Here is a 24546-nt window from a genome sequence, read left to right as displayed (position 1 = left end):
CCCGTCCGGGACACGCGGGAGCCCGCACCGCGCCGGCGCCCCGTCGCACGGGTCGCCGGTGCCGCTGGAGCGGCTGGCCGCGGCGCCTACGTCAGGTGGTTGGCGTCGTTCATCGAGCTGTTCGACCGCCCGGTGACGCGCCTGACGTGCGTGTCCGACCCGCTCTCGTCGAGCGTGACGGACTTGGTGTCCCGTCGGTGGTCGTGCCGCTTGCCCGTGTTGCGGTACCGCGCCCACGTGAACCAGTAGAACAGCGGCCCTGCGAGCAGCAGCACCACCACGACGACGACCTTCACGGCCCCCTCCTCCTCGGAGGAGGAGGCGACGACGGTGAGCGCGTCCAGGGCGAGCGCGTGCATCAGAACCCGATCATGACGAAGAGTGCCGCGACGGCCGCCACGGCCTCGACGACGACGGACACCGCGAGCAGGCGGCGGTGGTTGACCGGGACAGACCCCATGGTCTCGCCCGTGCGGCCGTTGACCGCGACGTAGTGCAGCAGCGACGACCCGTTCTTGCGGACCTCGTGGTACGAGTACAACCACACGGGCAGGTAGGCGGCGACCCACCGCTGCCCGACGACGTCGAGCCGTTCGCGGTCCCACCGGACGCCACGGTCGTAGAACTCGATCATGTCGCGCGCCCGGAACCGCGCGATCTCCTTCGCCTGCGCGAACGCGGGATCGCGCAGGTCCTCGACGTCGCTGTCGCGGCGCTCGGCCGTGAACCCCGACAGGTAGTTCGAGTCGTAGCGCACCGCGTTCTCGACGTCGAACGGCAGGATCGTGTTGATGACGTTGTTCGTCCGGGCCTTGCCACCGTGGTCTCGCCGGTCGGCCGAGGACTCGATGGTGAGGTCGTCGACGTGCAGGTCGAAGTCGCGCACGACGTCGTACAGGTCGTAGTCGTAGCGGGTCTCGGTCGTGTCCTTGCCGTCGGAACCCCGGACGGTCACGGTGTACCTGCGCACGAGGTGCTCGCCCTGCCCTTCGAGGCGCGCCTTCGCATTGAGGTCCGCGACGAGGTACGGAAGGTAGACACCGACGACGTTCTCCGGGGTGAACTCCGCCCGGAACCGGGGGTGCGCGTAGAACTGGCGCCGGCCGACGAACTGGCGGATGCCCGCGACCGCGTCCTCCTTGGGGAGTCGGAACGGCAGCAGGACGTCGGGCACGGCCCCGTTGGGGACCTGCTGGTTCACCGACAGGACGTTGCGGCACCAGTGGCAGCGGGCCTGTGTGCCGTGCGCGGTGTCGACGACGACGTCGGCCCCGCAGCCCGCGCAGCGGAACGTCAGGATCTCCTCGGCGGACGGCACGATGTCGGCGCTGCCGGAGCCCAGGACGACGCCTTCGAGCCCGCCGATGTTCCCGTCGAGCCCGAGGTCGGCGAGCGTCACCGTGCTCACCCACTCGTACCGGCAGAACCCGCACCGCAGCGTCGCCCTGGCGACGTCGTAGCCGATCTCGGTCGCGCCGCACCGGATGCACTTGACGAGACCGTCGGTCGCGCCGGTGTCGGTGCGCACGACGGTCGGGCCGCCCGCCGGGCTCCCCGCCAGCGGAGGCCGGGCGGTCGTCGTCGGGCCGGCTCCCGGCGGGGGCGGGCCCTCGGGGGCAGGAGCCGACTCCGGCTCGTGAACGGTCATGGCCTCAGAACCCGAGGACCTTGGCCTTGGCGGCGTCGTAGTCCGCCTGGGTGATGAGGCCCTGGTCGAGCAGCGACTTGAACTGGGTGAGCTTCGCGACCGGGTCCTCGGCGGCAGGGGCGGGCGCGGGCGGTGCAGCAGGCGCCGCCTGCTGGACCGGGACCTGCTGCACCGGCACGACCGGCTGCTGCAGCCCGGACATGGCGCCGCCGGCGGCGTTCATCCCCATGCCGAGGATCGCCATGTTCGCGGCTCCGCCCGGGTTCTCCCCCGCGGACTGGATGCCGCGCGCGGCGGCCTGCTGGAGGAACGAGTTCCCCCGGGCCCCAGCGAGGGCGTCGGCCTTCTTGACGTCGCTGAGCAGCGCACGCGTGTCCTCGTCGTACTCGATCGCGGCGAGCGCGACCTTGACGATCGACAGGCCGCGGTAGGAGGTCCACTGGTAGCCCTCCTCGACCGCACCCGCCAGGGACTGCGCGAAGCCGACCGAGTCGCTCTGGATCCGGGTGATCCGGTTCCCCTTGTCGGGGTCGTTGGTGTAGCTCGAGAAGGCCGCCGCGAGCGAGCCGACGACCTCCGTGAAAAGCTGGCTCGCGGCGTCGTTGTCGAGGTCGGAGAAGTCGAAGACCTTCGCGCTCGCCCCGAGGTACGTGAGCGGCACGAACTGCTTGACGAAGAGGATGGGGTCGACGATGCGCAAGGAGTAGGTGCCACGCGTGATCGCGCCGACCTGGGCGCCGAGGTAGGCGTCGTCCCAGTAGATCTCCGACTGCGTGCCGAACCGGTTGTTCGGCAGCTCCTTGAGGTTGACGTAGAAGCCGAGCTGCTGCGACCCGGGCTGCCCGCCGAACTTGAACCGCTCCCACGACGTCGTGATCAGGGGGCTCAGGATGCCGTTGCCCGCGAAGATCGACTGGGAGTTCTGGTCGTCGGACGTGTACAGGTACCCGCCCGGCTCGGCCACGAAGCCCGTGAGGGCGCCGTCCTGGAACGTCAGGAGCCCGTACCCCTCGGGGACGACGAACCGGCTCCCGTTGGTGATGATGTTCGCCGAGCCCTTGGTGTTCGCCCCGCGCCCGGCGTTCTGCCCCTGCGCGACGGCCGGGAAGAGCGCCGCGGTCGGTGCGAGGTTCGTCGGCGGCGTCAGGAAGTCCTTCCACTGGTCCGCGAGCGTGCCTCCGAGGGCACCAGCAAAGGCCTTGATGAATCCCATCGAGCTCTCCGTCCGATCGGGCGGACGGCGCCGCGCGTGACCTGTGTTCGTCGCGTCGGGCCGTGGGGGCCCTCCGCGATCGGCACAGTATCGACTTTCGTTCCGGAACGGAACTATCGGCGAGTTCCCGGCGCATCGGCTCTCACGGACCGGACCGCCGAGGGTCACGCGGCCGGCCCGACGCTGACGCACCGGATGACAGGATGTTCTCCGTGACCTCCCCCGCCCCCCTCCCAGACCCCCTGAAGACCGTCGGCTGGATCCACGTCGTGGACGGGCGGCTGCTCGTCGTCCGCAGCCGGGACAACGACCTGTTCTTCATGCCGGGAGGCAAGCTCGATCCCGGCGAGAGCGACGAGCAGGCCCTGGTCCGGGAGATCGAGGAGGAGCTCGGCGTACTGCTCGACCCGGCCACGGTGCGACCCGGGTTCGTCGCCGAGGCTCCCGGTCACGGCCTGGGTGGGCGGCTCGTGCGCATGCACTGCCTCTACGCCGAGCCGCTGCCCGGGTCCCCCGAGCCGGCACCCCGTGCCGAGGTCGGGGAGCTCACGTGGGTCGGTGCGCAGGACGCGCACCGGGTGCCGCCCGCGGGCCGGATCGTGCTGGAGCGCCTGGCGGCGACCGGCGTACTCGCGGCCTGACCCTGCGGGTCAGCCGAGCGGGGCGGCAGAGCGGGTCGGCAGAGCGGGTCGGCCGAGCGGGTCAGCCGAGCGGGTCGGCCGAGCGGGTCGGCCGAGCGGGTCGGCCGAGCGGACCTTGCCACGCGGGCTGCCGGTCGAACGTGCGGTTGCCGGTCGCCGAGCATGCGGTCAGCGTCCGGATCCGGCACGATCGCGGCATCCACCGCATGTTCGGCACCGAGAGGTCGGCTCAGCGGCCCGCGCACACCTCGTCGCGGCCCGACACGTCGGCCCCCAGGGTCGCCGCCTCGGCGTCGGCCACCACGGCAGAGGCTTCCTCGCGGGCCGCGGCCAGCGCCGACGCCCGTGCCGCGACGATCGCGTCGTGCAGCTCGGCGTGCACGCGCCTGCGGACCGAGCGGGTGAGCGCCTCGGTCTCGGCGTCGTCGACCGTCGCTCCCGCGCCCCGGCGCTCGGCCACGCGCTCGGCGACCTCGGCCGCGATGCGCCGGTCGGCGTCGTCGAGCAGCGCCACGACGGCCGTGTCGGCCGCGCGCCCCAGGCGGGTCTCCTCGAAGTCCTGCGTCGCCCGGTCGACGATCCGCCGCGCGTGCCCGACGACGAGCGACCCCAGGGCGGGCGAGTGCGCCTTGAGGGAGGCCAGGTCGTAGAGGAGGACGCCGTCGAGGTCCGCGACCCGAGGGTCCACGTCACGGTGCAGGGCCAGGTCGAGGACGACCATGGGCCGGTGCGGCACTTCGTCGCCGGCGGCCTCCGCCGCGCGGGACCGGGCACGGACCACCGCGGCCGCGTCGAGCACGTGCCCCAGGGCGTCGCCCTCGGCCCGCTCCCCGCCACCCGCGACCGGCAGCCGGTCACCGTCGGCTCGCGGGGTGGTCGGCCGCGACGCACCCCGTCCACCGGACTGCGCTCCCCCGTCGAGCGCCCGCCCTCGGGCCCCGCTGCACGAGACCACGAGGTCGGCGTCCTCGAGGGCCTCCACGAGGTCGGTCACGGCCACGACGCCACGGTCGGCCGCGAACTGCTCGGCCCGTCCCGACCCCGAGTACACGCGCACGTCGTCGCAGCCGCGGGCGCGCAGGGCTGCGAGCGACGCCCCGGCGTACGAGCCGGTGCCGATGAGCACGGCGCGGACCTGGCGCCAGGGCGGCAGCTCGGCGCTCGCGAGGTCGAGCCCGAGGGACACGACCGACCGGCCGTTGCCCCCGAGCGTCGTCTCGTTGCTGATCTTCTTGGAGGTCCGCGACGCGGTCTGGAACAGGAGCTCGAGCGTGGACGACGTCACGCCGCCCTCGCGTGCTTCCTCGAGGGCGCGCTTGACCTGCCCGGCGATCTCTCGCTCGCCCACGACCATCGAGTCGAGGCCGGCGGCGACCTCGAAGAGGTGGGCTGCGACGTCGGGCCCGGTGCGTGTGGAGAACGCGCGCACCGCGACGTCCTCCTCGACCCCTGACGCGGCGGCGACGAGCCGCGCGACCTCGTGCGACGCGTGCCGCACGCCCCAACCGTCGACCGGCGAGTCGATGTCCAGGTACACCTCGAACCGGTTGCACGTCGCGACGACGACGGCACCGGTGATCGCTTCGCAGGTCGCGACGGCGGCGCGTCCGACCGACCCGGCCCCTGTGGACAGGAGCTCGAGGGTGGACATGTCCAGCTCGTGGTGACTTGCGGTCATCGACAGGAGAACCACAGTGCTCCGATTCAATCACCGCCCCGGCCACAAGGCAGAATCGGTTCTTGTGACGTTCACCGCGCTTTCCGACAACCACCCTCTCGTCGACGGTCGGACGACGAATTCTCCGCTCGTGCGCGCATTGCGCGGCGAGCGTCCGCAGACCACTCCTGTGTGGTTCATGCGGCAGGCCGGCAGGTCGCTGCCCGAGTACCGCGAGCTGCGGCAGGGCATCGGGATGCTCGACTCGTGCCTGCGCCCGGACCTGGCGAGCGAGATCACGCTCCAGCCGGTGCGCCGGCACGGCGTGGACGCGGGGATCTTCTTCTCGGACATCGTCATCCCGCTCAAGCTCGCGGGGGTCGAGGTGGACATCGTCCCGGGGGTCGGCCCGGTCATGGGCCAGGCGTACCGGACGCCCGACGACGTCGCTCGCCTCGTGGAGCACGAGCTCACGCCGGAGTCGCTCGCCCCCGTGACGGAGGCGGTCGCGCTCACGGTCGCGGCGCTCGGGTCGACCCCTCTCATCGGGTTCGCGGGGGCGCCGTTCACGCTCGCGGCCTACCTGGTCGAGGGGCGTCCGTCGCGCGACCACCTCGCGGCGCGCACCCTGATGCACGCGGACCCCGAGTCGTGGGCGCGGCTCACGGCGTGGACCGCGCAGATCACGGGCGCGTTCCTGCGTGCGCAGGTCCTGGCCGGGGCCAGCGCGGCCCAGCTCTTCGACTCGTGGGCCGGCAGCCTGTCCCTGGAGGACTACCTCGCGGGCGCCAAGCCGGGCAGCACGGTCGCGTTGTCGCAGGTCAGCGACCTGGGTGTGCCCGCGATCCACTTCGGGACGGGCACCGGGCACCTGCTCGGGGCCATGCGTGACGCGCTCACCGAGGCCGGTGTGACGCACCCGACCGTGGGTGTCGACTACCGCACGCCGCTCGACGAGGCCGCGGCCGCGCTCGGGGGGTACGTGCCCGTGCAGGGCAACATCGACCCCGCGCTGCTCGCGGCGCCATGGCCCGTGCTCGAGGCGCACGTGCGCGACGTGCTGCGCCGCGGCGCCGCGGCACCGGGGCACGTGGTGAACCTGGGGCACGGGGTGCCACCCGAGACGGACCCGACGGTGCTGACCCGCGTGGTCGAGCTCGTCCATTCCGTCCGGAACGTGTCAGAACCCGCGTGACCCCTGGGTCACGCACGGTCTGACACACCCTCGCAGCGGGGGCACACTTGACGTGTGCACCCCGTTGCTGATGGCTCGTCCGGCCCGTCCTCCCCGTCCGACGCCTCGTCTCACGCCACGTCCGACGCTCCCTCCCACGGCTCGTTCGACGCCGTGGTCGTCGGCGCCGGCATCGCCGGCCTGACCGCCGCGCGCACGTTGCGCCGTCGCGGTCTGCGGGTCCTGGTCCTGGAGGCGGCCGACCGCCCGGGCGGGCCCGTGCACGGCGACAAGCTGGGCTCGACGGGGCTCACGGTCGACGTCGGGGCAGAGTCGTTCGCGGCCCGGGGCTCCGCGGTGGGCGACCTGGTCACGGACCTGGGCCTGACGGTCGTCGAGCCCGCCCCGCTCGGCGCCTGGGGCTATGCCGCGAGCCACGCGTTCCCGCTGCCGAAGGCCGGGATCATGGGCATCCCGGCCCACCCGTTCGCGGCCGACGTGCGTCGTGCGGTCGGCTGGCCCGGTGCCCTGCGTGCGGGTCTGGACCGCGTCAAGCCTCGCCGCTGGGTCGACGAGGAGAACCTCGAGACGTTCACGCGCTCGCGCCTGGGGCGCCGGGTCGCGGAACGCCTCGTGGCGCCGGTCGCCGCGGGGGTGCACTCGGCGCCGCTCGAGCGCCTCGACGTCGATGCCGTGGCCCCGGGACTGCGCGAGGCCTACGCCCGGGAGGGGTCGCTGACGCGCGCGGTCGCGGCGATGCGCGCGCAGGCGCCGGCAGGCTCGGCGGTGCGCGGCATCGAGGGCGGCCTGCACCGTCTGGTCGAAGAGCTCGCGCTCGCCGTGACGGGCGAGGGGTCCGACGGCGCCGCACCGGCCGGGAGCACCGGTCCCGCCGGGGTGGTGCTCACGCGGCACGAGGTCGTGGACCTCGGCCGGGACGCCGTCGGGGGCTGGACCGTCCAGGCCGAGGGCCCCGGTGGACCCGTGACCTTCCGGTCCCCGCGCCTGCTCGTGACGACCCCCGCGGTCGTGGACCTGGTGTCCCCGCTCGCGGGCCGCACGGCCGACCCGGTCCCGGACCCCGAGCCGGGCGCCGACATCCGGCTCGTGACCCTGCTGCTCGAGGCCCCCGCGCTCGACGCGGCACCGCGCGGCAGCGGCCTGCTCGTCGCGCCCAAGCCCCGCACGTGGTCGACGCGTGACGAGAACCACCGCGCGGGCGCGCACGACCCGGTCCAGGCCAAGGCCCTGACCCACTCGACCGCGAAGTGGCCGTGGCTGGCCGCCCGGGTGAGCGACGCCGTCGGGCCGGGGAACCACGTGGTGCGCCTGAGCTACGGGCGCATCGGGGAGACGGTCGAGCCGGCGCTCGACCAGGTCGTCCGCGACGCCTCGGTGCTGCTGGGCGTGGACCTGGAGGGCAAGGTGCGCGAGCACCTGTCGACGCGGTGGAACGGGTCGCTCCCGCCGCCCACGCCCGTGTACCGGCGCGAGGTCGCGATGTTCGTCGAGCGCGTCTCGCACGTGGACGGCCTGGGCGTGACGGGCGGGTGGATCGCGGGCACGGGGCTCGCGGCGATCGTGGGGCACGCGCAGGAGTGCGCCGAGCAGCTCTGAATTCTCCCGCCGGCGTGACCTTTCCCGACGTGCTGACAATTCGTCTCTTTGTCATGACTGCATGTCAGGTCGATGTCACCCCGCGACAATTCCCGGAATCACGCGACGAACGGCTCCGCGCACATTTCGAGATACCCCCGACGCAGAGGACACTGGAACCGTGAGCATTCGTGTCGGAACCCGTGGCAGCGCCCTCGCGACGACCCAGACGGGTCTCGTCGCCCGGCGCATCGAGAAGCTGACCGGGCACCCGGTCGAGATCGTGCGCATCCGCACCGAGGGCGACGTCCGCACCGGCTCGCTCACCCAGATGGGCGGCACCGGGGTGTTCGTCACCGCGCTGCGCGAGGCCCTGCTCGACGGCCGCTGCGACGTCGCCGTGCACTCCCTCAAGGACCTCCCGACCGGCGCTGCCGAAGGCCTGACCCTCGTGACGCCCGAGCGCGAGAACCCGCGCGACGTCCTGTGCGCACGCAACGGCTGGACGCTGGAGACCCTGCCGCGCGGCGCCAAGGTCGGCACGGGCTCGCCCCGTCGCGCGGCCCAGCTCCTCGCGGTCCGCCCCGACCTCGACGTGCTCGACATCCGCGGCAACGTCGACACGCGCCTCGCCCGGGCCCTCGGCCCCGACGCCGACCTCGACGCGGTCGTCCTCGCCTACGCCGGGCTCTCGCGGCTCGGGCGCCTCGACGCGGTCTCCGAGGTCATCGACGTGCGCATCATGGCCCCGGCCCCCGGGCAGGGGGCGCTGGGCGTCGAGGTACGGACCGCCGACCTCTCGCCGCTGTCCTCGTTCGACCTCCTGCCCGACGGCGCCACGGACCGCCCGCTCGACCTCGCCGACGTCGTCGCGGGCCTCGACCACCTCCCGACCCGCCTCGCGGTCCTGGCCGAGCGTGCGCTTCTCGCGCGCCTCGAAGCCGGCTGCGCGGCGCCCGTGGGTGCGCACGCCGTGGTCGAGGACGACGAGATCCGGCTCTCGGCAGTCGTGGCCCGGCTCGACGGCGGGCAGGTCCTCACGCACTCGGCACGGGTCGCGCTGCCGTCGCCGGCGGGCGCTGCGGGCCGGGCCACCGCAGGGGCTGCGGGCTCGTCCGTCGAGGCGCACGAGGCCGCGGACGCCACCGACGCGCTCGCCCGCGGCCTCGGGGTCCAGGTCGCCGACGCTCTCCTGGCCGGTGGAGCCGCCGAGCTCGCACCGCTGCGTGCGACCGGACCGGGCGCCGCGACCGACTCGTTGTGGGCTCCGGGCACCGCGCCCAGCAGCCACCCCGACGACGCGCACGGCTCCTCCGGCCGGGAGGACTCCCCCGGTCAGGTCGACCCAGGCGCCGCGGTCGGCCCGGTCGGCCGGTCCCCGGTCGGCGGCACCGACGCCCCCGTGAGCCCGGAGCAGCGCTGATGGCGGGGCGCCTGCGCGACCCCCAGCGCGGCCGCGCCCTGCCGCCTGCCCCGGAGCGCCAGGCTGCGGCCGCCGCGGACAGCGCCCCCGAACCCGCCGCCCGACCGACCGCGGCGCGCGACGCCGTCGGGTCGGGCGAGGCACCCACCGGCGACGCCGACTCCCCCGAGGCGGGCGATGCCGTCGGGACGGACGGCGCTCGCGTCGCCCACGACGGGCCCACCGACGCCGTCGGGCCGCTGGCCGGTACCACCGTGCTGGTGCCGCGCGCGCCGGGGCGGGCCGCATCCCTGGCCGCACTCCTGCGCACGCAGGGCGCGACCGTGCTCGTGAGCCCCGCCATCGAGCGCGCCCCCATCGAGGACACCGCGGCGATGGACGCCGCCGTGGCGGACCTCGCGGGCTTCGCGTGGGTCGTGGTCACGAGCGTCAACGCGATCGACGAGCTGACCGCGAGCGCCGCGCGCCGGGGCCTCTCGCTCGCCGAGCTGTCAGAACGAGCGAGGACCGGGGTGCACGCTGGTTCTGACACGAGGTGGGCCGCGGTCGGGCCGGCGACTCGGCGAGCGCTCGAGGGCGCGGGGGTCCACGTCGATCTCGAGGCGAGCGTGAACTCGGCGCGCGGGCTGCTCGCGGCGTTCGACGCGCTCGCCGAGGCCCCCGACCGCACCTCGCCGGCGGACGGGTCCGTGCGCGCGACGCCGCGCGTCCTCGTCCCGCAGGGCGACCTCGCGAAGCCCACCATGGCCGACGGGCTGCGCGACCGGGGCTGGGCCCCGCACGTCGTGATCGCGTACCGGACCGTCTCGCACCCGCTCTCCCCGGAGGTCGTGGACGCGTGGCGAGCGGGCGAGGTCGACGTGGTCGTGCTGACCTCGGGCAGCGTCGCGCGCGAGGTCGCGGCCCAGCTCGGCGCGGACCCGCGCGTCGCGGGTGTCGCGATCGGTGAGCCGACGGCGGAGGCCGCGCACGCCGTCGGGCTGCGGATCGACGCGGTGGCCGAGAAGGCGACCGACGACTCCCTGGCAGAGGCCGTGCTGCGCGTCGCCGCCCCCACGAACCTGTCAGAACGCGCGAGCCCTCTGGGCCACGCTCGTTCTGACACCCCCTCCCCCTCTCCCGCCGTGTCAGAACCAGCGAGCACCCCAGGTCACGCTCGTTCTGACAACCCCACCACGACAGAAGGCAGGAACCACCCGTGATCCGTCCCCGCCGCCTGCGCTCGACCCCGCAGATGCGTCGGCTCGTCGCCGAGACCCGGCTGCACGCCGCCGACCTGGTCCTCCCCCTGTTCGTCAAGGAGGGCCTGACCGAGCCCAAGCCGCTCGGGTCCATGCCCGGCATCGTGCAGCACACCGAGGAGAGCCTCGCCGGCGCCGTCGCGCAGGCGACCGCAGCCGGGCTGGGCGGCGTGATGCTGTTCGGCATCCCCGCGCACCGCGACGCGACCGGCTCGCAGGCGGACGCCCCCGACGGCATCCTCAACCGTGCGATCCGCATCGCACGCGACGCGGCTCGGGACGCCGCCGCCGGCACGGGTCGCCCGGCTCCGGTCGTCATGGCCGACCTGTGCCTCGACGAGTTCACCGACCACGGGCACTGCGGGGTGCTCACCCCCGCAGGCGAGGTCGACAACGACGCGACCCTCGTCCGCTACGCCTCGATGGCGCTCACCCAGGCCGAGGCAGGCGCGGAGGTCGTGGCACCCTCGGGCATGATGGACGGCCAGGTCGCCGTGATCCGCGAGGCCCTCGACGACGCCGGGCACACGGGTGTGAGCATCCTGGCGTACAGCGCCAAGTACGCGAGCGCGTTCTACGGGCCGTTCCGCGAGGCCGTCGACTCGACGCTCCAGGGCGACCGCCGCACCTACCAGATGGACTCGGCGAACTTCCGCGAGGGCCTGCGCGAGGCGGACCTCGACCTGGCCGAGGGCGCCGACATGGTCATGGTCAAGCCCGCGGGCTCGTACCTCGACGTGCTCGCGGCCGTGGCCGAGCGCAGCGACGTCCCCGTGGTCGCGTACCAGGTCTCGGGCGAGTACGCGATGATCGAGGCGGCCGCCGCGAACGGTTGGATCGACCGGCGCGGCGCCGTCCTGGAGTCCGTGCTCGGCATCAAGCGTGCGGGCGCCGACATCGTCCTGACCTACTGGGCCCTCGAGATCGCAGAATGGATTCGGTGACACCGATGACCATCCACCCGACCGGTTCGCCGCTGCGCGCGACCACCCTCCACGACAACCACGAGGCGTTCGTGCGCGCCCAGGGCGCGATCCCGGGCGGCGTGAACTCGCCCGTTCGCGCCTACGGCTCGGTGGGCGGCGACCCGCGCTTCATCGCGAGCGCGCGCGGCGCGTACGTCACCGACGTGACGGGCCGCGAGTACGTGGACCTCGTGTGCTCGTGGGGTCCTGCGCTCCTGGGGCACGCTCACCCCGCGGTCGTCGCCGCGGTCCAGGACGCCGCGGCGCGCGGCCTGTCGTTCGGCGCCCCGACGCTGGGCGAGGTCGATCTCGCGGAGGAGGTCCGCCGCCGGGTCCCTGCGGCCGAGCGCGTGCGCCTGGTCTCGACGGGCACCGAGGCGACCATGACCGCGGTGCGGCTCGCGCGCGGCGTCACGGGCCGCAACCTGCTGGTGAAGTTCGCGGGCTGCTACCACGGGCACGTCGACGCGCTGCTCGCCGAGGCGGGCTCGGGCGTCGCGACGCTCGCGCTGCCCGGGTCGGCCGGCGTGACCGAGGCCAGCGCGGCCGAGACCCTGGTCCTGCCCTACAACGACCTCGAGGCCGTCGAGCGTGCGTTCACCGAGCGCGGCTCGGAGATCGCCGCGGTCATCACCGAGGCCGCACCCGCGAACATGGGCATCGTGCCGCCCGCGCCCGGCTTCAACGAGGGTCTGCGCCGCATCACGGCCGAGCACGGCGCCCTGCTGATCCTCGACGAGGTCCTCACGGGCTTCCGCGTGGGGCCGAGCGGCTGGTGGGGCCTGGAGTCAGGCATGGCCGCGGGCGAGCGGCCCTCGTACACGCCCGACCTCTTCACGTTCGGCAAGGTCATCGGCGGCGGCATGCCCGTCGCAGCGCTCGGTGGTCCGGCCGTGATCATGGACCAGCTCGCGCCGCTCGGTCCCGTCTACCAGGCAGGCACGCTGTCCGGGAACCCGGTCGCGGTCGCGGCGGGTCTCGCGACGCTGCGCCTGGCCGACGACGCCGTGTACGCCCGCGTCGACCACGTCGCGCAGGTCGTGGGAGACGCCGCGAGCGCGGCCCTCGCCGCGGAGGGCGTCCCGCACGCCCTGCAGCGCTCGGGGAACCTGTTCTCGATCATGTTCGGCGACTTCGCCGCCGCGGCCGGGGTGCGCACCTACGCGCAGGCCCAGGCGCAGGACGTGTTCCGCTACAAGGCGTTCTTCCACGCGATGCTCGACGCGGGGGTCAACCTGCCGCCGTCGGTCTTCGAGGCGTGGTTCGTGTCGTCCGCGCACGACGACGCCGCGGTCGAGCGCATCCTCGCCGCGCTCCCGGCCGGGGCGAGGGCTGCGGCGCGCGCCCAGCGCTAGACCTCGCACGGGGCGAGGTGCCCGGCGGGGTCGAGCTGCGCCGTCGGGCACCTTCCTCCGTGCCCGACGGCGCCGCTCACCTCACGCCCTGCCGCGCCGTCGTGGACGGCGTGGCGGGCGGCTCCGGCGCGGTCAGTAGCTGATCTGCCCGACCTTCTTGCCCAGGCTGCGGATCTGGAAGCCGAACGCGATGAGCGCGACACCCCACACGAGGGCGACGACCGCGAGGATCCACACGATCGACACGACGCCCGCGCCCACGTTGAACAGGACCAGGACACCGAAGACGAGCGCGAGCAGGCCCGCGAAGACGCCCCAGCCCCAGCCGCTGCCGGGGACCTTGCGGAGCTCGACGCTCGCGATGGTCTGGAAGAGGCCGAGGACCACGGCCCACAGACCGACGATCCACACGAGGACCTCGGCGGTCTTGCCGGGCCACACGAGCAGCACGATGCCGACCGCGACGCTCAGGAGACCGACCGTGACGAGTGCGGCCGTGCCGCCGGTCCCCCGGCGGCGGATGCCCTCGACGATCTCGAAGAGTCCGTCGACGAGCGTGAAGATCGCGACGATCCAGATGAAGACGACCGCCGTGATCTCCGGCCACACGAGCGCGACGACACCGAAGAGGATCGCGATCACGCCGCGGACGACGGGCCAGTACCAGACCTGCTTGGCGGTGGTGGAGAAGGCGGTGAGGATGGGGTCCTGCGTGGTCATGGTGGGCTCCTGACGTCGGATCCTGTCCCGCCGGGAACGCTGGAGCACCGTCCGTGCGGGCTGTTCGATACTCATCGAACACCCGAAACGGCCGCATGTCGTGGCGAACGCCGCATACGTCGCGCAGGGACCTACGGCCCTTGACAATGCGATACCCCGCAGGGGTACCTTTGGGGGTTGGTACCCAGTAGGGGTATCCGAGCGAGTGATCACGGAGGCCCAGCATGAGCGACACCACGACCCAGCGCCCGGTCGAGCCGGGCCCGACCCCCGCCCACACCGGCCCCCACGGGTACGCCTCCGACAAGGAGGCCTACCTCAAGCGCATGCGCCGCATCGAGGGCCAGGTGCGCGGCATCGCCCGCATGATCGACGAGGACGTCTACTGCATCGACATCCTCACCCAGGTCTCCGCGGTGACCAAGGCACTCCAGGCGGTGTCCATCGGACTCGTCGAGGACCACCTCGGCCACTGCGTCGTCGACGCCGCCCGGTCCTCCGAGGCCGAGGGCGCCGCCAAGGTCCGCGAGGCGTCCGAAGCCATCGCCCGTCTCGTCCGCAGCTGATCCCCACCCCTCCCCAAGGAGCACCATGAGCACCGTCACCACCCTCGGCGTCACCGGCATGACCTGTGGCAACTGCGTCTCGCACGTCACCAAGGACGTGGGTGCCGTCCCCGGCGTGGAGAACATCAGCGTCGACCTGAACGTCGGCGGCGCGTCCGAGGTCACCGTCTTCTCGGACGACCCGCTCGACGAGGCCGCGCTGCGCGAGGCCGTCGACGAGGCCGGCTACGAGGTCGTGAGCTACGAGGTCCAGCTCGACGCGCAGGCCGCGCAGTCGGCCGAGCAGGCCGCCGACCGCAAGGCCCACAACTGCGGCTGCGGCTGCGGCACGGACTCCGCGGCGGACGCGGCTCCGGCCCAGAAGACGTACGACCTCCAGGTCCCGCAGTCCTGACGCCCCGGGTTCGTGTCAGAACCGGCGAGCCCTCAGGCTCACGCTCGTTCTGACAACCCTGCCCGACGGCGGCGCACCGGCCGGACTCCCGGCCCACGCTCCGCCGTCGGGCAGCGCACGAGCCGCGAACCGCCCGCCGGACCCTCGGCCGCGCGCCTCACGCCGCCGACCCAGGCCGCTGCGCGCCGCGCCCCCACCCGGGGCGCACCGCCGTCCCCGCCCCGGACCCCGGGCCGCGACGGAGCAACCCCACCCGGCGCGACCCGCCGGACGCACCACCGGACTCCCGAGGAGCACACATGACCACCCCCACCGGCCTGACCGCCGGGCCGAACCTCGTCGAGGTCGACCTCGCGATCGAGGGCATGACGTGCGCGTCGTGCGTCGCACGCGTCGAGAAGCGGCTCAACCGCGTCGACGGCGTCGAGGCGACCGTCAACCTGCCGCTCGAGAGCGCGCACGTCGTGCTGCCCGAGGGGGTGACGGACGCCGAGCTCGTCGCGGCCGTCGAGAAGGCCGGCTACCAGGCGCGGGTCACGGGCCGCCGTCGCGCGACGGTGCCCGCGGTCGGGGCGGCGCGTGCGGTCGGCGCGGTGCCTGCGCCCGAACCTGTCGCCGTCGTGTCAGAACCAGCGAGCACCCCGGCTCACGCTGGTTCTGACGACCCGGCTATCGACGACCCGGCCACCGACGACCCCGCTTCTGACGACCCGGCGGTGGCCGGGTCCGTGCCCACCGCGACCGACACCTCGGCTCCCACGCGCGACCGCGGCGCCGACCTCGCCCGACGACTCAAGGTCGCCGCGGTCCTCACGCTGCCCGTCGTGCTGCTGTCGATGGTCCCGGCCCTGCAGTTCCCGGGCTGGCAGTGGGTCGTCACGGCCCTCGCGCTCCCGGTCGTGACGTGGGGCGCGTGGCCCTTCCACACCGCTGCCTTCCGTGCGGCCCGCCACGGCGCCTCGACCATGGACACGCTCGTGTCGATCGGCGTGATCGCCGCGACCCTGTGGTCGCTGTGGGCACTGCTGCTGGGCGGCGCGGGTGAGATCGGCCTGCGCATGTCGGTGTCCCTGCTGCCCTCGCGCGCGCACGGCTCCATGCCCGAGCTCTACTTCGAGGTCGCGGCCGTGGTCACGACGTTCCTCCTCGCGGGCCGCTGGTCCGAGCACCGCTCACGCCGCAAGGCCGGCGACGCGCTGCGCTCGCTCCTCGCGATGGGTGCCAAGGACGCCGAGCGCGTCACGGCCGGCCCCGACGGCCAGCGCGTGACCGAGCGCGTGCCCGTCGCGGCCCTGCGCGAGGGCGACCTGTTCACGGTCCGCCCGGGCGAGAAGATCGCGACCGACGGCGTCGTGGTCGAGGGCAGCTCCGCCGTCGACACCTCGCTCCTGACGGGCGAGCCCGTCCCGGTCGACGTGACCCCCGGCGACGACGTCACGGGTGCGACCGTCAACACCTCGGGCCACCTGCTCGTCCGTGCGACGCGCGTCGGCGAGGAGACGACGCTCGCCCAGATCGGTCGCCTCGTGAGCCAGGCGCAGACGGGCAAGGCTCCCGTGCAGCGCCTCGCGGACCGCATCTCGGCCGTGTTCGTGCCGATCGTGCTGGTCCTGGCCGTGCTCACCCTGGGCGGGTGGCTGCTCGCGGGGGCGAGCACGCAGTTCGCGTTCACGGCGGCCGTGGCCGTGCTCATCATCGCGTGCCCGTGCGCGCTGGGGCTCGCGACCCCGACCGCCCTGCTCGTCGGGACGGGCCGGGGCGCGCAGCTCGGCATCCTCATCAAGGGCCCCGAGGTCCTCGAGTCCACGCGCCGCGTCGAGGTGATCGTGCTCGACAAGACCGGCACCGTGACGCAGGGGCGCATGGCCCTGGAGCGGGTGGTCACGCGTGAGGGAACGCTCGAGCTGGGGTCGGAGGCGGCGCGGGCTGCTGCTGGTTCGCCGGGCGAGCGGCCCGACGGCGCCGCTCACCACGCCCTGCGCCTCGCCGGTGCGGTCGAAGGGTTGAGCGAGCACCCGATCGCGCAGGCGATCGCGTCTGCTGCGACGCAGCTCTCTGGGGCAGACCTGTCAGAACCAGCGAGCGCTGGGGGTCACGCTGGTTCTGACAACCCGGTCGCGGAGGGCGTGGGGGGTGTGGGGGGCGTCGAGACCGGGGCCGACGGTGTCGTCATCGGTTCCGCGCAGGTCTTCGACTTCGTGAGCTCGCCGGGTGGCGGCGTGAGCGGCCTGGTCCGCACCGCGCACTCGGGCCTGTCCCCCGCGGGCGCCCTCAACGCGCGGCGGGTGCTGGTCGGACGGCCGACGTGGCTCGCCGAGCAGGGCGTCACGTTCGACGTGTCAGAACCAGCGGGGGCCATGGGTCACGCTCGTTCTGACAACCCTGGGGGCGAGCTGCGCCGAGCGTTCGACGAGGCCGAGGCCACGGGCGCGACCGCCGTCGTCGTCGCCTGGAACGGAACCGCCCAGGGCGTCCTCGTCCTGCGCGACCCCGTCAAGGAGACCTCCGCCCAGGCCGTGACCGAGCTCCGCGCGCTGGGGCTGCGTCCGATCCTTCTCACGGGCGACAACGCTGGGGCCGCGCGCGTCGCCGCCCGCCAGGTCGGTATCGCGGAGGAGGACGTGATCGCGCAGGTCCTGCCGCAGGACAAGGTCGACGTCGTCGCTCGCCTGCGCGCGCAGGGTCGCGTCGTGGCGATGGTCGGGGACGGCGTGAACGACGCCGCCGCGCTCGCCGGGGCCGACCTCGGCCTCGCCATGGGCACGGGGACGGACGTCGCGATCGAGGCGAGCGACATCACGCTGGTCCGCGGCGACCTGCGCTCGGCCGCGACCGCGATCCGGCTCTCGCGCCGGACGCTGCGCGTCATCAAGCAGAACCTGTTCTGGGCCTTCGCCTACAACGTGGCCGCGATCCCGCTCGCCGCTGCCGGGCTGCTCAACCCGATGATCGCGGGGGCCGCGATGGCCATGAGCTCGGTCCTGGTCGTCGGCAACTCGCTGCGCCTGCGCCGAGCGGGCTGAACCCGGCTGAACCCGGCTGAACCCGGCTGCCGAGAACGAGGTTGAGGTCGTCATCGTGAGGATGGCGACCTCAACCTCGTTCTCGGCACCGGGGTGACCAGCGAGTACCCGTCACTGCGCGGGCGGGCGGCCCGGGCGCCGCGGCGGGCGCACGTCTCGTGGGAGCCGCCCCTCGGCGTCGAGGGCGCGGCGCAGCACCATGTCGATCTGCGCGTTGACGCTGCGCAGCTCGTCCGACGCCCAGCGCGCGAGCGCGTCGTGCACCGCCGGGTCGAGGCGCAGCAGGACCTGCTTCCGCTCGGTCCGGGGACGGCGCGGCGCACCCTCGCGCCCGGCGTCCGCACCGCCGTCGGGCCCACCCACGCGCGGCGCACCCTCGCGCCCGGCGTCCGCACCGCCGTCGGGCCCACCCACGCGCGGCGCACCCTCGCGCCCGGCGTCCGCACCGCCGTCGGGCCCCTGCGCGCCCTCACCCGGCGACCCGCCGGGGGCGGGCGCCGGGACCTCGGGGGTCACGAGTAGAGCGACCCGGCGTTGACGACGGGGGTCGCGCGGCTGTCGCTGCACAGCACGACGAGGAGGTTCGACACCATGGCGGCGCGGCGCTCGTCGTCGAGCGTGACGATCGACTCGGCCTCGAGGCGCTGCAGCGCGTCCTCGACCATGGACACGGCCCCCTCGACGATCCTCGACCGGGCCGCGATGATCGCCCCGGCCTGCTGGCGCTGCAGCATGGCCTGCGCGATCTCGGGGGCGTACGCGAGGTTGGAGATGCGGGCCTCGATGACCTCGACGCCCGCCACCACGACACGGGCGGCGACCTCCGCGGCGATCTCCGCCGAGACGACCTCCGTCGCGCCGCGCAGCGACTGCTCGCCGGCCTCGGCGTCGTCGTACGGGTGGGACATGGCCACGTGGCGCAGCGCCGACTCGGCCTGGACACGGACGAAGTCGGTGTAGTCCTCGACGGCGAAGCTCGCCTTCGCGGTGTCCGCCACCTGCCACACGACGATCGCCGCGATGTTGATCGGGTTGCCGTCGGCGTCGTTGACCTTGAGCTCGCTCGTCTCGAAGTTGCGGACGCGGACCGACACGCGCTTGCGCGTCGAGAGCGGCACGGTGGCGACGAGCCCGGTGCGGCGGATCGTCCCGAGGTACCGGCCGAAGAACTGGACGACGAGCGTCTGCCCCGGGTTGATGACCTTGACGGCGGTGAGCGCGAGGAGGCCGAGCACGATCGCGACCACGCCGAGCAGGGTGCCGACCGGGGTGCTCGTCATGAACAGGGGGACCGACCCGCCGAGAAGGACGAGGACGAGGAGGATCGTGAGACCACCTCCGCCGGCGCCGAGCGACCACGCAGGCTGCTCGGTGACGTCCACGCGGGTGCCGTCGTGCCCGACGGGGCGTCCGCTCGGCTCTCCGCCCAGGGACTCCTGCGGGGGGACGGTGGTGTCGCTCATGACGTGTTCCTCTCGTCGCTCACGGGTGCCGGGAGCCCCGCGTCTATCAAAGTGATATCACATTAGGCTCTGTGTCGTCGAGAACGAGGTTGTGGTCGCCATCCACAGGGACAGCGACCACAACCTCGTTCTCGGCACCGGGAGGGGGGCGAAGGGGACTACTTGAAGCGGCGACCCTCGTCGCGGCGGTACGCCCACACCGCCAGGACCGCGAACACCACGGTCCACCCCAGCAGCACGACCCACGCGAGCGCGTAGGCCGGCTCTCCCGTGAGCGCCTGGACCAGCAGGTCGCGACCGGCGCGCGTCGGGGTGGTCATCGAGATCGCGTCGAGCCACGGCGGGAACAGGAACGGCGGCAGGAACAGGCCGCCCGCGAACGCGAGCGGGAACAGGATGACCTGCACCACGGGCAGCGCGGCCTTGGCCGAGAGCGAGTACCCGATCGCGATGCCCAGCAGCACGAACGGCACCGACACGAGCAGCACGGTCCCCACCCCCGCGAGGAGCTGTGGCCCCGTCACGGAGGCCGCGGTCAGCAGCCACCCGATGAGGATGAGCGGCACGAGCCCGAACAGCGAGAAGATCCCGCCGTTGAGGATGCGCGCGATCATGCGCGGCGCGGGGCCCGCGGGCAGCGAGCGCAGGAACGGGTCGAACGGCAGCGCCCTGTCCTCCGCGACGCCCAGCCCGTACGTGAACAGGCTCGCGGAGCAGATCGCGAACAGCCCGAGCGACGCGACGGCCGTGGTCGCCGCGACGGGGTCGCCCGCGACCCCCTCCTGCGGCACGACGAAGAAGAACATCGCGAGCGCGGGGAACAGCAGGTTCCCGAGGACCGCGATGGGCACGCGCACGGTCTCGAGGAACTGGTACTTGAGGTGGATCCAGGTGAGGGTCGCGGCGCCGGGCGGGCGCCCGCTCACGCCAGGGGTCGTGGTCACTGCGTCGGTGCTCATCGCGCGCTCTCCTCCTCGGAGGTCTGGTGGTCCGGGATGCCCGACGGCGTCGCGCCCGTCGGGGTCCCGGCCTCGCCGTGGTCGGTGGTCGTGGCGTGCGAGACCATCTGCTCGAACGCCTCTTCCAGGCTCGCGCCCCGGATCTCCAGCCCGTGGAACGGCAGGCCCGAGGTCACGAGCGTGCGGACCAGCTCGTCGGCGTCGGCCGTGTACAGCTCGTAGCGCCAGGTGCCGGACGCCCCGGCCCGGGCCGCGCCCGTGTCGCCCGCGCTCCCGGTGTCGGCGGTCCGCTCCGACCGCACCACGCCCGGCAGGTCGGCCCCCAGGTCGGCCGCGCTGCGCACGACCACGCGGCGCAGCCCGACGCGACGCAGGATCGCGTCGAGCGTGTCGTCGGCCTTGACCACCCCCCGGTCGATCACGACGACGCGCTGCGCGAGCGCCTGCACCTCCTCGAGGTAGTGGCTCGTGAGCAGCACGGTGCCGCCGTTCGCGTGGTACTCGCGGATCGCGGCCCACAGCGCCTGGCGTGCGCTCACGTCGAGCCCGGTCGTGGGCTCGTCGAGCAGCACGACGCGCGGTCGACCCACGAGCGAGAGCGCGACCGCGAGGCGTCGCTTCTGGCCGCCGGACATGGCCCCGGTCTGGCGCCCGGCGAGGTCGGACAGCCCGAACTGCTCGAGCAGCTGCCCCGTGGGCACGGGGTTCGCGTAGTGCTTGCCGACGAAGTCGACGACCTCGCGCACCTTGAGCGTCGCGGGCAGGCCGGTCTCCTGCGGCGTGAGTCCCAGCCCTTGTCGGGACGGGGCGTCGCGCGGGTCACCGCCGAACAGGCGGACGACACCGGAGTCGGGCTTGCGCTGCCCGCTCACGAGCGAGAGCAGCGTCGACTTCCCGGCGCCGTTGGGGCCCAGGAGGCCGACGAGCTCGCCGGCCCCGACCTCGAGCGTCACGTCGTCGAGCGCGACGACGTCGCCGAAGCGGCGGGTCACGTGCTGCGCCGACACGAGGGACCCGTGCGGCACGGCCTGGCCTCCTCGTGTCGCGGCGGCGGCGCGCCCTGGGCTGGCGGCAGAGTGCTGGGTGGTCACGATCCGGCTCCTCTCAGGAGCATGGTCAGGGACTCGGTGTAGACCTCGAAGGCACGGCGCCCGCGGGGAGTGAGGCTGATGTAGGTGGCCGGGGTGCGGCCCTCGTGGGTCTTGGTCACGGTCACGTACTCGGCGTCCTCGAGCTTGCGCAGGTGCGTCGAGAGGTTGCCCGCGGTCATGTCGAGGAGCTTCTGGAGCTTGGGGAACGCGATCTGGTCGCCCGCGCCCAGGGCGGAGAGGGTCGCGACGACGCGCAGTCGCGCCTGGGCGTGGATGACCGGGTCGAGCTCGACGTCAGGCACGGGTACCTCCCGCGACCCGGCGCCGGGTGCGGACGCGCAGGACCTGCTCGACGAGGGTCATGAGCAGGAACCCGCCTCCTCCGGCGGCGGCCATGACGAGGTAGAGCCCGGGCAGGCCGACGATCGTCGCGGCCCCGGCGACGAGCAGGATCCACACGCCCAGGACGTACAGGCGGGTCTCCTGCCACATGGCACCGCCCGCGAGGTACATGATCCCGACGACCAGGCACGACAAGGAGTTGCTCGCGAGGGACATGACCTCGGGGTTCGCGCCCGCCCGGGCGAGCCCGCCCAGGACCATGCTCATTGCCGCGAAGGAGATGAACCAGGCCCAGCCGTAGAGCGCGCCCGAGCGGGCACTCGCGCCGCGCACCCCGCTCACGCGGGTCATGATGTGCACGATCGTGATCGCCACGGCGCCCACGATGAGGAAGGTGAAGGCGAGGAGGGCCCAGGGCTCGGGCTGCCCGACGGCGCCGCTCGCCCCGGTCTCCAGGGTCGCCGTGGCGGGAGGGGGGGCCGAGCGCAGCGAGCTCACGTAGAGCGTCGTGTAGCCCAGCAGCCACGCCAGCCCCCAGACGCCGTAGAGGACGCGGCCGTCGGGCTCGACGTCCTTGGCCTTCTCCTGCTGGGCCGCGATGAGGCGCAGGCTCGCGGCGGGGTCGAGCGGCTGGTCGTCGTCGGTCCCCTCGGCGGGTCCGGCGGGCCGGTCGGGCGACTGGTCGGGCATCTGGTCCGGCACGGCAACTCCGTTCTCCACCACGACGGTCGTGGTTTGTACTGCAAACTACTTTGTAGCCTGCCAGGAGGAGCGGGGTGCGCGCAAGAGGTTTGATGCCGAGAAGTGAGTAGATGCCCCTGATCCGCGTGGATCAGGGGCATCTACTCACTTCTCGGCGGCGGAGAGCCGTCAGGACGTCGCGGAGCCCGAGGCCCCGGTCCCCGGGACGCTCTCGGCACCAGAACCGCTCCCGGACCCGCTTCCGGTTCCCGTGCCGGGCTGCTGCTCGAGGTCGGTGCCCGAGCCGGCACCCGAACCTCCTGCGCCCCCGCCCGTACCCGGAGTCGGGTTCGGGTCGGGCGTGACCGGCGTGGTCGGCTCGGGGTCCGGGACCGTGGTCGGCGGGTCGGTCGGCGCCGGGGTCGGGACCTCGCTCGGGGCCGGGCTGGGCGTGGTGCCCGAGCTCGGCGCGTCGGTCGAGGTGTCCGTCGTGCCGCCGGTCGTGTCTCCCGTGTCCCCCGTCGTCGAGGGCTCGCGCGAGACGACGTGGCTGATCGACGTGCCCGAGCCCTCCTCGCCGCGCAGGATCTCGCTCAGCGGGCGCCCGGCGACGACCTCGACGAGCGTCACGCCCACGATCAGCACCAGGAAGACACCGACGGCCGAGAGGATCAGCGTCCTGCGGCTCGGCCGGCGGGACGTCGCGTCGTCGCCGTCCGTGTCGTCGCCGTCCGTGCCGTCGCCCGAGGTAACGCCGTCCTGCGGGCCGTCCGCGCCGTCGTCGGGCCCGTCCGTGGCCGCGGTGCGCAGGTCGTCGAGGCGCGTGCCGCCCACGTCGTCGGCCGAGAGGACCGCGGTGTCGGCAGCCTGCCCGTCCGTGCCGACCGCGGGCAGCACCCTGGTGTCCCCGGAGCCGTCGTCGCTCACCGAGTGCGACCCCGCGAGCGTCGGCAGCAGGACCTTGCGGCCACCCTTGCCCACGGGCAGCGCCACGCCCGCCTTCATCGCGGCCTTCATCTGGCGACGCGTCTTGAGGATCGAGCGCGTGTAGAGGTTGTTCCCGACGACCGTCAGGACCGACGCCACGCCCGCACCGATGATCGTCCCGGCCACACCCAGGTACGACAGCAGGACCGTCGAGCTCACGGCAGCGAGCGCGCTCGCGACGACCTGCGTGACCGAGAGGCCTGGCGGCTTCTCGTCGAGGTCGTCGTCGGCGGCGCCCGGTGCAGGGGCGTCTCGGGCGGTCGGGCTGATGGAGGGGGGTCTGTGCGAAGTCACGGTCCTTCCAGGGTAGGAAGCCCTTCTGCACGCCCCCCGGACGCCTGTTGACCAACCGACGAGGATTGTGTGAAGACCGCGCAGCGCTCCCCCGCGGCGGGTGCTATAACGGCCAGGTGACCACTCCTCCCGGCACTCCTCCCGGCACTCCCTCCGGCGCAGCCGCCGCGCCCGACGTGCCGTCCGGCACATCCCGAGAGCCGGGAGCGGCAGGAGTCGTCGTGGCCACGGCCGACGAGACCACGGGCGGGAAGCGCTCCCGCTGGGCCCCGACCACGGCAGACCGCCCCGAGACGCGCCGCCGCATCGGGGCCGAGATCTGGATCCTGCTGGGCCTGAGCCTCGGCCGGTCGGGCGTGTACGCGATCGTCAACATCGTCGCGCGCCTGACCGAGGGCACCCCGCTCGCCGAGCAGAGCACGAGCCTCAACAACTCCCAGTCGCCCCGCCCGTACCTCGACCTGACGTACCAGATCCTCAGCATCGGCTTCGCGCTCATCCCGGTCGCGCTCGCGCTCTACCTGCTCTCGGCGCGCGGCCGGTCGGTCACGCGGGCCATCGGGCTCGACGGCAGCCGCCCGTGGCGCGACACCGGGTGGGGGTTCGCGCTCGCCGCGGTCATCGGCATCCCGGGCCTGGGGCTGTACGTCGCCGGGCGCGCCCTGGGGATCACGGTCGAGGTCAACCCCGCCAACCTCGCCGACTACTGGTGGACCGTCCCGATCCTGATCCTCGCGGCGCTCCAGAACGGCCTGCTCGAAGAGGTGATCGCGGTCGCGTACCTGTTCGAGCGCACCAAGGACCTGGGCTGGGGGCGCGTGAAGTTCGTCGTGTGGAGCTCGCTCCTGCGCGGCTCCTACCACCTGTACCAGGGCATCGGCCCGTTCATCGGGAACGTGGTCATGGGTGTCGTGTTCTCGTGGTTCTACACGAGCAGGTGGGGGCGGCACCGGGTCGTGCCGCTCGTGATCGCCCACACGATCCTCGACGTGGTCGCGTTCGTGGGCTACGCGCTGCTGCCGCGCGAGTGGCTCGAGGCGCTGGGCGTCGGCTAGCCGCCGCTCCCCGGCCACCCAGGCGTCGCTGAGTGCGGAGCAGTTGTCGTCAGAACCG

Annotated in this window: 23 protein-coding genes; 11 read left to right on the top strand and 12 right to left on the bottom strand. The window is 73.6% G+C overall.

The genetic code is table 11. From position 1 onward, the window contains the following. Positions 1-86 precede the first annotated feature (86 nt). The 3 genes from JOD49_RS12750 to JOD49_RS12740 are packed head-to-tail and all read right to left on the bottom strand — an operon-like array spanning position 87 to position 2861. Positions 87-359: a hypothetical protein gene (locus JOD49_RS12750; protein ID WP_205307509.1), complete on the bottom strand. Its 273-nt coding sequence runs from the start codon at positions 357-359 to the stop codon at positions 87-89. Beyond that, the gene (locus JOD49_RS12745) at positions 359-1648 is read right to left on the bottom strand and encodes a TFIIB-type zinc ribbon-containing protein (RefSeq protein ID WP_205307508.1); all 1290 of its coding nucleotides are present in this window, start codon (positions 1646-1648) and stop codon (positions 359-361) included. The genes JOD49_RS12750 and JOD49_RS12745 overlap by 1 nt, the downstream gene beginning before the upstream one ends. A gap of 4 nt (positions 1649-1652) precedes the next feature. After that, the gene (locus JOD49_RS12740) at positions 1653-2861 is read right to left on the bottom strand and encodes an SHOCT domain-containing protein (protein ID WP_205307507.1); all 1209 of its coding nucleotides are present in this window, start codon (positions 2859-2861) and stop codon (positions 1653-1655) included. A 212-nt stretch (positions 2862-3073) separates the two neighbouring features. Between JOD49_RS12740 and JOD49_RS12735 the strand changes: the two genes are divergently transcribed. After that, entirely contained in the window at positions 3074-3502 is a 429-nt protein-coding gene (locus JOD49_RS12735; protein WP_205307506.1) for an NUDIX hydrolase, read from the top strand. Positions 3503-3731: 229 nt separating this feature from the next. On the opposite strand, the gene JOD49_RS12730 is transcribed toward JOD49_RS12735, so the two are convergent. Further along, on the bottom strand, positions 3732-5195 hold the full coding sequence (locus JOD49_RS12730; protein WP_205307505.1) for a glutamyl-tRNA reductase: 1464 nt from the start codon (positions 5193-5195) through the stop codon (positions 3732-3734). A gap of 49 nt (positions 5196-5244) precedes the next feature. On the opposite strand from JOD49_RS12730, the gene hemE reads away from it, so the two are divergent. The 6 genes from hemE (at position 5245) to hemL (ending at position 12913) form a co-directional block, all read left to right on the top strand. Next, entirely contained in the window at positions 5245-6354 is a 1110-nt protein-coding gene (gene hemE / locus JOD49_RS12725) for a uroporphyrinogen decarboxylase (RefSeq protein ID WP_205307504.1), read from the top strand. Positions 6355-6408: 54 nt separating this feature from the next. Further along, a complete protein-coding gene (locus JOD49_RS12720) occupies positions 6409-7950 on the top strand; it encodes a protoporphyrinogen/coproporphyrinogen oxidase (protein ID WP_205307503.1) in 1542 nt (513 codons plus the stop codon). Between the two features lie 160 nt (positions 7951-8110). After that, positions 8111-9352 carry a hydroxymethylbilane synthase gene (gene hemC, locus JOD49_RS12715; RefSeq protein WP_205307502.1) on the top strand — a complete coding sequence of 414 codons (1242 nt, stop codon included), beginning with the start codon at positions 8111-8113 and terminating at the stop codon, positions 9350-9352. After that, positions 9352-10554, top strand: a complete 1203-nt coding sequence (locus JOD49_RS12710) for a uroporphyrinogen-III synthase (RefSeq protein ID WP_205307501.1) — start codon at positions 9352-9354, stop codon at positions 10552-10554. The genes hemC and JOD49_RS12710 overlap by 1 nt, the downstream gene beginning before the upstream one ends. A gap of 32 nt (positions 10555-10586) precedes the next feature. After that, positions 10587-11537, top strand: coding sequence for a porphobilinogen synthase (gene hemB, locus JOD49_RS12705; RefSeq protein WP_239526371.1), 951 nt, complete (start codon positions 10587-10589; stop codon positions 11535-11537). 5 nt (positions 11538-11542) lie between these two features. Beyond that, entirely contained in the window at positions 11543-12913 is a 1371-nt protein-coding gene (gene hemL, locus JOD49_RS12700) for a glutamate-1-semialdehyde 2,1-aminomutase (RefSeq protein WP_205308966.1), read from the top strand. A gap of 132 nt (positions 12914-13045) precedes the next feature. Here the strand turns inward: hemL and JOD49_RS12695 are convergent, their stop codons facing one another. Further along, positions 13046-13633: an HdeD family acid-resistance protein gene (locus tag JOD49_RS12695; RefSeq protein ID WP_205307499.1), complete on the bottom strand. Its 588-nt coding sequence runs from the start codon at positions 13631-13633 to the stop codon at positions 13046-13048. A 224-nt stretch (positions 13634-13857) separates the two neighbouring features. On the opposite strand from JOD49_RS12695, the gene JOD49_RS12690 reads away from it, so the two are divergent. The 3 genes from JOD49_RS12690 to JOD49_RS12680 all read left to right on the top strand — a co-directional run bounded on the left by JOD49_RS12690 (position 13858) and on the right by JOD49_RS12680 (position 17616). Then, positions 13858-14199: a metal-sensitive transcriptional regulator gene (locus JOD49_RS12690; RefSeq protein ID WP_205307498.1), complete on the top strand. Its 342-nt coding sequence runs from the start codon at positions 13858-13860 to the stop codon at positions 14197-14199. A 25-nt stretch (positions 14200-14224) separates the two neighbouring features. Beyond that, on the top strand, positions 14225-14593 hold the full coding sequence (locus JOD49_RS12685; RefSeq protein WP_205307497.1) for a heavy-metal-associated domain-containing protein: 369 nt from the start codon (positions 14225-14227) through the stop codon (positions 14591-14593). Between the two features lie 299 nt (positions 14594-14892). Next, positions 14893-17616, top strand: coding sequence for a heavy metal translocating P-type ATPase (locus tag JOD49_RS12680; protein ID WP_239525207.1), 2724 nt, complete (start codon positions 14893-14895; stop codon positions 17614-17616). Between the two features lie 111 nt (positions 17617-17727). On the opposite strand, the gene JOD49_RS12675 is transcribed toward JOD49_RS12680, so the two are convergent. From JOD49_RS12675 to JOD49_RS12645, 7 genes are all read right to left on the bottom strand, one after another. Then, positions 17728-18132, bottom strand: a complete 405-nt coding sequence (locus JOD49_RS12675; protein ID WP_205309125.1) for a type II toxin-antitoxin system antitoxin — start codon at positions 18130-18132, stop codon at positions 17728-17730. Beyond that, the gene (locus JOD49_RS12670; protein ID WP_205307496.1) at positions 18129-19079 is read right to left on the bottom strand and encodes an SPFH domain-containing protein; all 951 of its coding nucleotides are present in this window, start codon (positions 19077-19079) and stop codon (positions 18129-18131) included. The genes JOD49_RS12675 and JOD49_RS12670 overlap by 4 nt, the downstream gene beginning before the upstream one ends. Positions 19080-19237: 158 nt before the next feature. Further along, positions 19238-20038 carry an ABC transporter permease gene (locus tag JOD49_RS12665; protein WP_205307495.1) on the bottom strand — a complete coding sequence of 267 codons (801 nt, stop codon included), beginning with the start codon at positions 20036-20038 and terminating at the stop codon, positions 19238-19240. Further along, on the bottom strand, positions 20035-21030 hold the full coding sequence (locus JOD49_RS12660) for an ABC transporter ATP-binding protein (RefSeq protein WP_205308964.1): 996 nt from the start codon (positions 21028-21030) through the stop codon (positions 20035-20037). Before JOD49_RS12660 ends, JOD49_RS12665 begins: the two co-directional genes overlap by 4 nt. A gap of 95 nt (positions 21031-21125) precedes the next feature. Further along, positions 21126-21431 (bottom strand): transcriptional regulator, encoded by a 306-nt coding sequence (locus JOD49_RS12655; RefSeq protein ID WP_205307494.1) that lies wholly within the window; start codon positions 21429-21431, stop codon positions 21126-21128. Then, on the bottom strand, positions 21424-22173 hold the full coding sequence (locus tag JOD49_RS12650; RefSeq protein ID WP_205307493.1) for a hypothetical protein: 750 nt from the start codon (positions 22171-22173) through the stop codon (positions 21424-21426). Before JOD49_RS12650 ends, JOD49_RS12655 begins: the two co-directional genes overlap by 8 nt. Positions 22174-22341: 168 nt before the next feature. Next, the gene (locus tag JOD49_RS12645; RefSeq protein WP_205307492.1) at positions 22342-23433 is read right to left on the bottom strand and encodes a hypothetical protein; all 1092 of its coding nucleotides are present in this window, start codon (positions 23431-23433) and stop codon (positions 22342-22344) included. Positions 23434-23738: 305 nt separating this feature from the next. On the opposite strand from JOD49_RS12645, the gene JOD49_RS12640 reads away from it, so the two are divergent. After that, positions 23739-24488 carry a CPBP family intramembrane glutamic endopeptidase gene (locus JOD49_RS12640; RefSeq protein WP_307822689.1) on the top strand — a complete coding sequence of 250 codons (750 nt, stop codon included), beginning with the start codon at positions 23739-23741 and terminating at the stop codon, positions 24486-24488. Positions 24489-24546: the final 58 nt, after the last annotated feature.

It is taken from the genome of Oerskovia jenensis (genome assembly GCF_016907235.1).
Lineage (GTDB): Bacteria > Actinomycetota > Actinomycetes > Actinomycetales > Cellulomonadaceae > Oerskovia > Oerskovia jenensis.
Note: the sequence above shows the minus strand (reverse complement) of the source record. Positions and strands in the feature narration are given on the sequence as shown.

Coding starts and splice junctions, on each gene's coding strand:
- JOD49_RS12665 (WP_205307495.1), bottom strand. CDS start 20,038: ATGAGCACCGACGCAGTGACCACGACCCCTGGCGTGAGCGGGCGCCCG.
- JOD49_RS12740 (WP_205307507.1), bottom strand. CDS start 2,861: ATGGGATTCATCAAGGCCTTTGCTGGTGCCCTCGGAGGCACGCTCGCG.
- hemB (WP_239526371.1), top strand. CDS start 10,587: ATGCGTCGGCTCGTCGCCGAGACCCGGCTGCACGCCGCCGACCTGGTC.
- JOD49_RS12670 (WP_205307496.1), bottom strand. CDS start 19,079: ATGAGCGACACCACCGTCCCCCCGCAGGAGTCCCTGGGCGGAGAGCCG.
- hemL (WP_205308966.1), top strand. CDS start 11,543: ATGACCATCCACCCGACCGGTTCGCCGCTGCGCGCGACCACCCTCCAC.
- JOD49_RS12680 (WP_239525207.1), top strand. CDS start 14,893: ATGACCACCCCCACCGGCCTGACCGCCGGGCCGAACCTCGTCGAGGTC.
- JOD49_RS12695 (WP_205307499.1), bottom strand. CDS start 13,633: ATGACCACGCAGGACCCCATCCTCACCGCCTTCTCCACCACCGCCAAG.
- JOD49_RS12710 (WP_205307501.1), top strand. CDS start 9,352: ATGGCGGGGCGCCTGCGCGACCCCCAGCGCGGCCGCGCCCTGCCGCCT.
- JOD49_RS12685 (WP_205307497.1), top strand. CDS start 14,225: ATGAGCACCGTCACCACCCTCGGCGTCACCGGCATGACCTGTGGCAAC.
- JOD49_RS12745 (WP_205307508.1), bottom strand. CDS start 1,648: ATGACCGTTCACGAGCCGGAGTCGGCTCCTGCCCCCGAGGGCCCGCCC.
- JOD49_RS12690 (WP_205307498.1), top strand. CDS start 13,858: ATGAGCGACACCACGACCCAGCGCCCGGTCGAGCCGGGCCCGACCCCC.
- JOD49_RS12750 (WP_205307509.1), bottom strand. CDS start 359: ATGCACGCGCTCGCCCTGGACGCGCTCACCGTCGTCGCCTCCTCCTCC.